Origin of the sequence: Ensifer sp. 22460 (assembly GCF_052044935.1) — a bacterium.
GTDB lineage: Bacteria > Pseudomonadota > Alphaproteobacteria > Rhizobiales > Rhizobiaceae > Ensifer.
Genome location: NZ_JBQENZ010000060.1, coordinates 1 through 10,409 on the forward strand (window position 1 = coordinate 1; position 10,409 = coordinate 10,409).

Sequence of the window (10,409 nt, forward strand, 5' to 3'; positions counted from 1 at the left end):
GGTTCATCCTCAATTTCTGTGATTCAGTGGCAGCATTCTCGCCCTCATCAGTTGTGGGCCGGCGCGACCGTACATTGCTCGCTTCAGCATCTTGAGGCGGTTGATCTGCCCTTCGGCTTGACCGTTGCTCCACGGGAGTTCGATTGCATTTTTGACGGCATCAATATCCCGGCGCAAAACGCTGGCGAAACGCATGATTGCCGTGAGCTCGGTGTCGATGGCATCGTCGATCCATTCATCCAGCGCGTCCGGGCTCCTGCTGCGCAAGATGCCGTTGAAGCGCATGGCCAAGCCACGCATTATGGCGAACGCTCGAGAGCCCTGCTTCAATGCATCGACGTTTCTGGCCTGGCGATCTGTCAGCAAGCCGCGCGGCTTTATGCACAAAGCGGCTGCCACCACAGACGAGATCATATGGCCCGTGTCAGGATCGCGGACGGGTTCTGAAACATCCGTCTCCGGAAGCGGCTCGTCGGGTTGAATGTTTTCGACCTCACGCCACACCTTCAACAGGCGCTCCAGATTGGAGCGGCTGCCCGTGTAGCCGCGGTTCTTGATGTCGTAAAACAGATGGCGCCCAATGCGGTTTCCATTCCTCCAGCATTCAGCCAGAAATGTTTCAAAATACAGTGGCGATGTCGGATTCAATGTCGCTCGGTTTCTGTCTCGAGGCGCATTGGAAGTAAGCCAATTCGCGATGCTGCGGCGCTCGTATCCGGTCCGCCTTGCAATCTCGCTGTAGGTGAGGCCCTGCTGCCGCAAAGCTTGAAACGTGTCGAATATTTCCTGACGAGATTGCCTGTGCGCCAAGCGGGCACGGCGCTGCTGTGACCTGGCGCTGGCGATAGCATCTTCAGAGAGAATGGGTCTAACATTGGCGTGACCGTACACGCTCATCTGTTCCTTGATCGCCTCCCTGAGATTTTGGACCAGATGAAAACGGTCAGCCACCTGGAGGGCCTGCGGGGCGCCCTCTCGGGCTGCCTGAGCATACAAACCACAGCGATCTCGGCTCACGACCTCGATCGTCGGACGTTCTTGCAACCAAGATTTTGCGCTCTCGACGCTGCGGTCCTCCAAAACATCGACGACCGAATGACGCTCAAGATCGACCATGATCGTCCCGTACCGCGAGGAATGCCGCCAGCTCCAATCATCGATGCCCACAACCCGAATAGTGTCTTTTTGCGTGGACGCCGGATTATCGCGCTTCAATTGCCGCAAGATCGTGTCGTCGCTGACCGGCATGCCAAGCCGATGCAGCAAGTGCTCACCTGGGCGACCGCCCATCCTGTGGCCAATCAAGCCCACAATCTCAGCCATCCGTTCAGTTCGTCGCATGTAGGGTGAAGCAATCTCAGGCAACCTGTCGGTGAAGGTTCGTCGCCCGCATTTCCGGTGTCTGCACTGCCACCGGTTCAGTGCGAGCTCGATTTTCACAACTTGACCTTGAACAGGCAAGTCCTGGAGGCGGCGGTTGTGCCAGCCGTGGCGATGCCGGCTTTGCGTTCCACAATCCGGGCAGATACCGACAGGTTTCGCAGCGGCAGAAACAACCCAGTTTTCTTCATCTTGAACGGTAATACCCAGAACCTTGACCCCTGGGCCGGGTGACCATTTCAATTGCGCTCGCATCCCCGCAGATAGCAGTCGAGGCGCTAACACTCTGTTAACCACAGAAATTGAGGAAGAACCCATTTAAGTGCCAAGCGACACGAGTGGTTATGGAAATCCGGACAAACTAGGACTTGTCGTCGTTTTCATTTTCATGTGCCTTCCTGGCCCGCAGCATGTCGTATCTTCCAAAGTCCGTCATGATGCTCACGAGGATGCTTCCCGTCCAACCGAAGGTGAATAGTCCGGACATCGCAATAATCGGACCAAGCAGACGCCACCGATCTGGAAGGGTCACGTTTCCCTCCCCGAGCGTCGTATAGCTCTCCAGGACGTAATAATAGCTGTCGCGCATGGAGGGAATAATCGCCCTTTCATACAGTGGCAGCGCCCAGATCAGCGTTTCTGCAAAGTGCAGGAGCGCCAAGGCGGCGATTGTCACGGCAAGCATAACATTTAGCCGCCAATGCGCCGTAGTGCTGTCTACGCGAGTCCAGGATTTGTTAAACTGTCGGCTGATGCATCTGATACCCAAGCCGTGCACAAACATGACGATGGTCAGAAACACAGTGCCTACGAGAATTTCCAAGACCGGCTTCGGCGAAGATAAATCGTCCACCCTCTGTGTCCCTCGGTTTGGGCATCTGCGAGGAAGGCTCGTCTGCAGCCTTCCTCCGAGCCGAAAACAGCACGAGTTGTTGCTCAGATCGTAATTTTAGTAGCAGGGAGGATAAGGGTAATAGCCGCATGCAGGAGGCGGATAGTAGCGACGATCGTTGGCAACAGCCGCACCGACTGCGGCGCCGGCGACCACGCCCGCTCCGTAGTATGCGCCTGGATGCGCATACCAGCCACCACGCCAGACCGGCGCACGCCCACCAACGGCGACGCCGCCATAAGGGCCGCGAGCGGCAAACCAGTCGATGAACAGTGACGCGGGTCCATCGGCGCCAGCGAGATCGCCTTCGAGGACGGCGACCTCAAACGTCAGGTTTCCGCCTTCAAGCTTCGGTGACTTAAGGACGATCACCGCATCGGCGACAGAATCTCCTTTGCTCCTCAGGACCGATATCGTCGCATTTGGAGGGTCCTTTGCGAAACTATCGGTCCCATCGCCCCATTGCTTGATGAACTCGGAGGTCAGGACATGCCCCGCCGATCGCACCGGCCGATCGGCGAATACAATCGAATTTGCGGTGATTCCGCTCATGGTGAGTTTGCCATTTTCAAGTTTTGCTCCCGCAGAATTGAGGACAGCAAGCGACGGCACCATCTGCGCCTTAGCTGCGCCGATGGTCTTCTGTGCGGGCGCTGAAATTGCGTCCTGCGCTATTGCCGGAGATGTGAGTATTAGGCTTGCTGCGACTGCGACCAAGCATATGCCGGGAGATCTAGTCATCAGTTTCACTCCGTTGGTTTCACCGAGTTTATCTATTTCATCAGTCCCAATAGGTCAGTCGACACGCTTTGCCACGATGAGGCAGAACGGGTTTCAATCGCCCATCACGGCGTTACCGTGCTGGCAGACCTTGTGCGCCGGCGCCTTCGCGGCATGACGCTGATCGATTGACGTCACGACACTGTTGTGAGTGGACATGCAGGTCGTTGAGACCTCCGCCGCGTTTCTCAGGCAAGGCGTGGTTGCGGCCGTTTCCGAGACTCCTCTCGGCAGACTTGATGTTGCAACCGCATTCCTTGGCAAAGGTTGCTACCGCGTCAGAGTAGCTGCTCGTGTCTGCCCGACCGGCCCCTGTTATGACTGGAGCACGGCGAGTGCGGCTCCTGCGAATATACCTTCTTTCTCTGCGATGATTGTTCCTCTCCTGCACCTATTGGCCTGAAGCCGTCTGTTCGACATTGCGTAGCGGATTTATCGCCAGGGTGTTTTGATCGCGGCCCTTTCCAGTTCCTGCTCGATCTCGAGCCACATGCCGTCTATAAGGTCCCGGTACTCAGCGATACGTTCATCCCGCTCCGGTGCGGATGATTGCTCCCATCGCAGTTTCTCGCCCTTTGCCATTGCGAAGTCGTCGCACAGGTCGCGGAATCCCTCACTGCGAGCGGCGAGTTCCTCTATCGCCTTAAAGTGCTCTTCGAAGTATGTGGCTACGAATTTAACACCGTTTCCCATCCGGTTTATCCGTCCGTATTTGCCTGATCGCGATCTCAGGACATGGTGACATCGATCTCGATCCTTGGAGTTGCGACTCCTCTTAATGTATTCCCATCCCAGCCTCGGCAGGCCACGCGGGCCGCCGTTTAACTGTCGACCACTCGCATCACCATGCGCATCCAGTCCACTCCGCTTCCAGGACGGCAGCGGTAGGATGAAGACCGGCACGACCGATCCGACGATTGAAGGCAGACCGTCGCCAGCAGCAGCGTACGCGGAACCGTATTTGTAACCTTCAGAAAACGCGCTGAGGAACAGCGCGAACAACCCCGCGTACACCACAGTGGCTTTCGAATATCGGCGGCCACCAGTCCTCCCTAGATTAGCAATAGCCGATTTCGGCCTAGCGGACCGAGCAGCGTTCCGAGAAGACCGAGTACCACCAAAACGTATGATCCAGTTTGCCCTTGCACATCGCTCGCCCTCGATTGCGGTTGTCGTTTGGGATGAAAGCTTCGCGTCAAGCTGTGAACGTCGAGGGCGTGAGCGCAAGGTATCTAACGGTATCATACGTCCGGCACATGCAGTTCCGGCATGAAGAATCCCGCTATTTGACAGTAGTGGGTCGCTATGGGGCCTCGGGACAATTCATCAACGTATGTTTAGGGAGATGCGTGGTTTTGCATTCGTGACGGCGCGCGATTTGCTTTAAGGACGCCCCTCAAGAGTGAGTGGGGGGTGCAGGCCGTGCAGAACGAATTGCCGCCACATTCGTCGCTGTGTCGATCAGGATATCCTCTACCGACGTCAAGAATTGCTGTAAAATCAGAGCGTCACTGAACCGCAAGCGCTGAGTTTTCCTATACCGATACGGTAACATACAGCCATACCCCCTTTAAATCATTCCCCCCCATTGAAAGGATGACCTTGTTTGGGCGATTCAATTTAATACAAATGAGGGATTACATGCGGTCTTTATTGCTACTGGCCACCGTACTTGGGGCCGGCCTTGGTGTCGCATCTTCAGCATATACGGCCGACATTACACTTGGCATTCCAGATGCGAAGGTGGTCGAGAACGAAGGCGGCTGGACGTACACGGTCGCGCCATACTTCTGGGCGGCCGGGTTGTCCGGAGACGTGGCGCAGTTCAGTCTGCCTGAAGTTCACATCAACTCCAACTTCGGCGACATACTGCAGAACCTTGACTTCGCTTTCATGGCGGCTGGAGAAGCCCGATACGACCGCGTCAGCATCTTTGCGGACGTCATGTACACCAAGCTCGGTGCCGAGGCGGGCACAAGAAACGGCATCCTTGCCGATAGCGTTGATGTCACCTCAAAGACCTTCGCCGGACTTCTCGGTGCTGGATACTCCGTGCTGGAGAACCAGTCTGGCCATCTCGACATTGTCGGCGGCGTGCGCGTGTGGTCAGTCGATACGACCATAGGATTCAACGGTGGCCTTCTCGGTGGCCGTCAAAGGGATGACGGCGCAACCTGGGTCGACGCTCTGGCTGGTGTACGGGGCAATTACTTCGTAACACCAGAATTCTACGTGACCGGATGGGGCCTGGTCGGCGGCGGCGGCGCTGATCTCGACTGGGATGTCTCGCTGGCCTTGGGTTACAAATTCACCGAAACGATTTCGGCCGTCGCTGGCTACCGAGCGGTGGGTGTGAACTACAATAATGACGGGTTTGTCTTTGATGTTGTTGAGCAGGGGCCGATTATCGGCGTGACGTTTCACTTCTAGACTGAGGCTTGCGTGAGCGTGGTTCATTGGAGACGGCATCAAATGAAGAGGATGGCTCACACAGCGACCCTGCTGGCCTTCGCACTTGGTCCAGGGATTGCAAACGCCCAGTCGAACGAAGAGCTGGCGAAAAAGCTCTCTAATCCAATCGCCTCGCTGATCAGCGTCCCCTTCCAGGCCAATTACGATCACGGTTATGGCCCGGACGATGGCGACAAGGCGACGGTGAACATCCAGCCTGTCATTCCGTTCGCAATCAACAAGGAGTGGAACGTCATTTCCCGCACCATTCTTCCCGTCACTTGGCAGAATGACATCGCCGGGCCATCGGGAACGCAATTCGGTCTGGGGGACATCACGCAGAGCTTCTTCTTTTCGCCTTCAGAGCCGACCGAGAGCGGCATCGTGTGGGGTGCAGGACCGGTGTTCCTCATTCCAACGGCGACGGACGAGTTGCTCGGCAGCGGCAAATGGGGTGCAGGACCGACAGCGGTCGCCCTCAAGCAGGAAGGACCGTGGACCTTCGGAATGCTCGGTAACCATATCTGGTCATTTGCGGGGCAAAGCGATCGGGCCGACGTAAGTTCGACATTTCTGCAGCCGTTCATCTCCTATACGACCAAAGATGCCTGGACATTCTCACTCAATACGGAATCCACCTACGACTGGGAGACGAAGGACTGGTCCGTTCCGATTAATTTTACCGTTGCTAAACTGATCACCATCGACAAGCAGCCGATCAGCCTCACGGCCGGCATTCGCTACTGGGCGGACGCGCCGGAAAACGGCCCTGAGGGTCTAGGCTTCCGGATGGCTTTGACTTTTCTGTTTCCGAAGTAATTGTAGAAAACTATTTTGGGGAGAAAGGCGCCGTCGTCGACTCGGCACACGGTCTAAGCTGATAGCATCTTGGAAGATGGCAGTCCTCTGGGACGTCGATTCCTATCCCTCGCCTTGATGGGATCAGAACTATTGATCCCAGTTATTATTCCCTCTGTCAAAGGTTCATTCCGCAAGACATGAACTTGGCGTGTTTGGCGCTCTCCCTCGCCATCCGGGAGTTTCGAACGCATCCCGCCCGCGATCACCTGCGAAGGGAGGCAAGGAGAATGGCCGCGTCTTCGAAGGGCCACGACATAACCTCACCGTGACGAATGCGCCCCGAAGCCCAAAAGCTCGCCGAGCGCCGAACGCTTGTCCACGAGATCGGCGAGCGTGTATTTGTCGAAAACCGCCACAAAGGCGGCCGTGGCTTCCGAAAGCACACTCGGCAAGGCGCAGGCGGGCGCGATACGACAGCCATGGCAATCTATCAGATCCGTCAGCCCTTCAGTATGCCGAAGCAGGGCGCCGAGATTGATCTCGTTCGTCGGCCTCGCGAGGCGTATGCCGCCATTGCGACCGCGCACGGACTCCAGAAACTCAGCGTTCGCAAGGTCCTGAACAACCTTCATCATATGATTTTGCGAGACCGAGAACGTGTCCGATATCTCCCGGATCGAGCTAAGCCCCGATGGCCGTGATCCCAAATAGATCATTAATCGCATTGCGTAGTCGGTATATTTGGTGAGCCTCATCGGGGTCTGCGTCAAATAGTCCAATCCAAAAACATGCATTTGATTAGCATCTTTGTCCTCGGATAAATAGATGCATCTAAGGTACATGTTTAAGGGCGAATTTGCGATGAGCTCGCAAGCGATAACCGAAACAGACATCCGAACGATCGTTGAACGTTTCTACGCCAAAGTGCGAGCAGACCAAGTCTTGAACGCTGGCTTCGCGGCCGTAACGGATTGGGACGACCATCTCGAGCGCATGATGGCATTCTGGGGGGCGATGATGATGTCGACCGGCCGTTACAAGGGCAATCCGGTGGCAATGCACTTGATCCACCTTGAACGCATCGACCCGGGCATGTTCGAGCGCTGGTTGACGCTTTGGAGGAAGGTTACTTCAGACGCTCTGTCGCCGGAGATTGCTGCTGAGATCCAGTCAAGGGCCGTCAGAATTGCTTCGCGTTTGTCGTCCGCCCTGTTTGGATCGGACCACGCAGTCCCGCCGGCCAGACCGCTTGAGCTTGCCTCACGGCCCTATAGGAGCACGCCGGTTTTCGACAAAGAAACGGTCCCCAAGCCGCTCCTGCAATCCTATCGACTTCGACCGCAGACCTGGGCAAAGCTCACCGTCCTCGAGGGAAGCCTCCACTACCACCTTCGCTCTCAGCCGACGATCGAAGTGGACGCCTGCTCGCCGGTCATCATCCCCCCGGATGTGCCCCATCACCTCCAGATCGTAGGCCCGGTGAAACTTCAATTGCACTTCTACGATCACCAACCTGCCCCCTACTGATGCACCGCATCGAAAGGAAAGTTCATGCCGAAACCACTCTCACCCGAGACTGTTCAGATCGTAAAGGCAAGCATCCCGGCGCTCGGGGCACACGCAGCGGACATCACGAAGAGCATGTATGTCCGCCTATTCCGCGACGATCATATCCGCGAGCTGTTCAACCATGCCAATCAGGGCGAAGGCGGCTCACAGGTTAACGCGCTTGCAGCCGCCATTGTGGCCTACGCGCAAAACGTTGATAACCTTGGCGTGCTCGGCCCTGTGGTCGAGCGGATCGCGCACAAGCACATCGGGTATCATATTCTGCCCGAGCACTATCCCTTTGTGGCCACGGCCCTTCTCGCCGCCATCGAGGATGTGCTCGGAAGTGCTGCGACACCTGAACTCTTGAATGCATGGGGCGAGGCTTACTGGTTCCTGGCCGATATTCTCAAGGAGCGCGAAGCCGAGATACGCGGCGAACTGCTGAAGCGCTCGGGCGGCTGGGATGGCTGGAGAGACTTCGTCATCGACGCGAAGGTTCGCGAAAGCGATGTCGTCACCTCGTTTGTCTTGAAGCCCAAGGATGGCGGTCGCGTTGCGCGCCACAAGCCCGGCCAATATCTGACGCTTCGCTTCAAGTTGGAGAATGGCCAGGAGATCAAGCGCAACTACTCGATCTCAAGCGGCCCCAGCGATGGTTTCTACCGCATTTCGGTCAAGCGGGAAGCGCAGGGACAGGGCGGATCGCGATACCTCCACGATCAGGCGAGCGTGGGCATGGTGTTGAGTGCGACCCCGCCGGCCGGCGACTTCTTCCTTCCCGAAGCGCCGGAGAAACCGGTCGTGTTGCTTTCGGGCGGCGTTGGCCTGACGCCGATGGTCAGCATCCTGGAGACAATCGCCGAGGAGCATCCGAACCTCGAAGCACATTTCGTCCACGGCGCGCTGAACAGCGGGACGCATGCCATGGACCGGCATGTTCGCCAGCTCGCCGATGCGCATGGCAAGATCAAGATCAGCAGCTTCTACAGCGCGCCAACAGCCGAGGACGCGGTCGGACTGTCTCACGATTTCGACGGCTTCATCACCGCAGAGTGGCTTCGCAAGAATACACCCATTGAAAATGCCGAATTCTATCTCTGTGGACCGAAGCCGTTCCTTCGCGCCCTCGTTCCGGCGCTGGCCAGAGAAGGCGTTTCAAGCGAGCGGGTTCACTTCGAGTTCTTTGGCCCGTCCGACGAACTGATTGCCGCCTGAAGGCGGCGAACAACGAAACGTGGCATCGTCACTCCAATCCTGCCGCCGGCGCTTTCGGTGCCGGCCGCAGGACAGTGCCTGCGCTCCGCCCGCGTTGAAGGCCTCCTGCAAGGCGATTTCGAGAGCCGAGAAAGCCTCGGGCTCGATCTGCATGGCCTCAACGGCGCCGTTGATGTCGCCACGCTCAAGCCGCTCAATGACGCGTGCCAGGACGATGCTCGACTTGATCTGATCAATTGCCTCACTGAAGGCAGTCGCAAGCCGCGGCTCGTATGTGGCAAGCAGGTCGTCGAAGGTCATCCGGTTGCCTTTCCTACAACCCAACCTAGGTAGCTAAGGTTGACAACATGAAGGAATTCGAAGTCGTGTCGCGAACATCCATGAATACTGGAACAATGCACGGATCCTCCTGACAACCTCGAAGGCGGAATTAGCGCCGCATGCGTCGAGACCTCCCCGCCGATGTCCAGGCAGATGACGTTCCATTGGACGATTGTGGCTCTTTCGTCGCGCATAGCGGGAGCTCGCGTCTCGACCTACCGATACTCGCCATCAAAGCGCCGCAGCAGGTGCTTGCGATCGTACGGCCCCCCCAACTCGCGAAGCTGCTGGCTTCGGTAAACGGGTTCGCCATTCGGCTCTGTACAGTCGGTCATCGTCGGCAGTGACTCGACGAGCTGCCAGAGAGAACCTTCTGATCCTGTGCATTCACCTTGGCAACTGGATGAAAAACGTCGACCGACGCTTCAGCCAATTGAAAAGCCAACCAATGCGCAGATGGTCGCATCGCCATGACTCATTAAGTTAGAAAGTGGGACCCGTACGCAAAGACCAATCGCAAAGAGTGAAATTTGACCGAATAGAAAAGCCGTTGAAGGCCGCAAACATCCCTCCCCTCCTATCAAGTTTGGTTGCGCAGCGGCTTTCCTGGCAGATGACTAAATCGCCCTTCCACTCGTCGACCAAGCACAGTAAAGTGGCACACAAAATACCACTTTATGGAATTCACTGCGACGATGCGAATGACACTCCACACCGACTATGCCCTGCGCATGCTGATCTTCGCCGCGACGCGACGGAACGGCACATGCACGGTCAATGACGTGGCGCAAGCCTATGGGCTTTCACGCAACCACCTCCTTAAGGTGGCGCAGACTTTGCGCGACCTCGGAATCGTCGAAACGACGCGCGGGCGTGCGGGCGGCATCCGGCTCGCGAAGACACCGGAGGAGATCGCTGTTGGCGCGCTGGTGCGAGCGACCGAGGAGGAGTTCGCGCTGGCCGAATGCATGCAAGCAGGAGGGCACAGCTGCGTGATTTCGCCAGCCTGTCAGCTCAA

At 57.1% G+C, this 10,409-nt stretch carries 10 protein-coding genes and 2 pseudogenes; 5 read left to right on the plus strand and 7 right to left on the minus strand.

Going from position 1 to position 10,409, the window contains the following annotated elements:
- Positions 1-9: 9 nt before the first annotated feature.
- From ACTJKM_RS35720 to ACTJKM_RS35735, 4 genes are all read right to left on the minus strand, one after another.
- Positions 10-1,635 (minus strand): ISL3 family transposase, encoded by a 1,626-nt coding sequence (locus tag ACTJKM_RS35720; protein WP_246812924.1) that lies wholly within the window; start codon positions 1,633-1,635, stop codon positions 10-12.
- Positions 1,636-1,741: 106 nt separating this feature from the next.
- A complete protein-coding gene (locus ACTJKM_RS35725; protein ID WP_197423525.1) occupies positions 1,742-2,233 on the minus strand; it encodes an ion channel in 492 nt (163 codons plus the stop codon).
- Positions 2,234-2,329: 96 nt separating this feature from the next.
- On the minus strand, positions 2,330-3,013 hold the full coding sequence (locus tag ACTJKM_RS35730) for a hypothetical protein (RefSeq protein ID WP_058329231.1): 684 nt from the start codon (positions 3,011-3,013) through the stop codon (positions 2,330-2,332).
- A 471-nt stretch (positions 3,014-3,484) separates the two neighbouring features.
- The gene (locus ACTJKM_RS35735; RefSeq protein ID WP_113514693.1) at positions 3,485-3,745 is read right to left on the minus strand and encodes a hypothetical protein; all 261 of its coding nucleotides are present in this window, start codon (positions 3,743-3,745) and stop codon (positions 3,485-3,487) included.
- 948 nt (positions 3,746-4,693) lie between these two features.
- Here ACTJKM_RS35735 and ACTJKM_RS35740 point away from each other — a divergent pair.
- Both ACTJKM_RS35740 and ACTJKM_RS35745 read left to right on the plus strand, forming a co-directional pair.
- The gene (locus ACTJKM_RS35740) at positions 4,694-5,482 is read left to right on the plus strand and encodes a hypothetical protein (RefSeq protein WP_058329230.1); all 789 of its coding nucleotides are present in this window, start codon (positions 4,694-4,696) and stop codon (positions 5,480-5,482) included.
- Between the two features lie 42 nt (positions 5,483-5,524).
- On the plus strand, positions 5,525-6,322 hold the full coding sequence (locus ACTJKM_RS35745; protein WP_440661873.1) for a transporter: 798 nt from the start codon (positions 5,525-5,527) through the stop codon (positions 6,320-6,322).
- 302 nt (positions 6,323-6,624) lie between these two features.
- Here the strand turns inward: ACTJKM_RS35745 and ACTJKM_RS35750 are convergent, their stop codons facing one another.
- A complete protein-coding gene (locus tag ACTJKM_RS35750) occupies positions 6,625-7,197 on the minus strand; it encodes an Rrf2 family transcriptional regulator (protein WP_245296256.1) in 573 nt (190 codons plus the stop codon).
- Here ACTJKM_RS35750 and ACTJKM_RS35755 point away from each other — a divergent pair.
- Positions 7,145-7,831: a DUF1971 domain-containing protein gene (locus ACTJKM_RS35755; RefSeq protein ID WP_440661874.1), complete on the plus strand. Its 687-nt coding sequence runs from the start codon at positions 7,145-7,147 to the stop codon at positions 7,829-7,831. The two genes, ACTJKM_RS35750 and ACTJKM_RS35755, sit on opposite strands and share 53 nt — an antisense overlap.
- A gap of 24 nt (positions 7,832-7,855) precedes the next feature.
- Positions 7,856-9,070: an NO-inducible flavohemoprotein gene (gene hmpA / locus ACTJKM_RS35760; protein WP_058329207.1), complete on the plus strand. Its 1,215-nt coding sequence runs from the start codon at positions 7,856-7,858 to the stop codon at positions 9,068-9,070.
- A 69-nt stretch (positions 9,071-9,139) separates the two neighbouring features.
- Here the strand turns inward: hmpA and ACTJKM_RS35765 are convergent.
- Both ACTJKM_RS35765 and ACTJKM_RS35770 read right to left on the minus strand, forming a co-directional pair.
- Positions 9,140-9,370: pseudogene (locus tag ACTJKM_RS35765) on the minus strand (head morphogenesis protein); the annotation flags it as partial.
- A gap of 149 nt (positions 9,371-9,519) precedes the next feature.
- Positions 9,520-9,765 (minus strand): annotated as a pseudogene (locus ACTJKM_RS35770) (hypothetical protein); the annotation flags it as partial.
- Positions 9,766-10,092: 327 nt separating this feature from the next.
- Here ACTJKM_RS35770 and ACTJKM_RS35775 point away from each other — a divergent pair.
- Positions 10,093-10,409 (plus strand): RrF2 family transcriptional regulator (locus ACTJKM_RS35775; protein ID WP_440661289.1); only part of this gene is annotated, 317 nt, incomplete at its 3' end.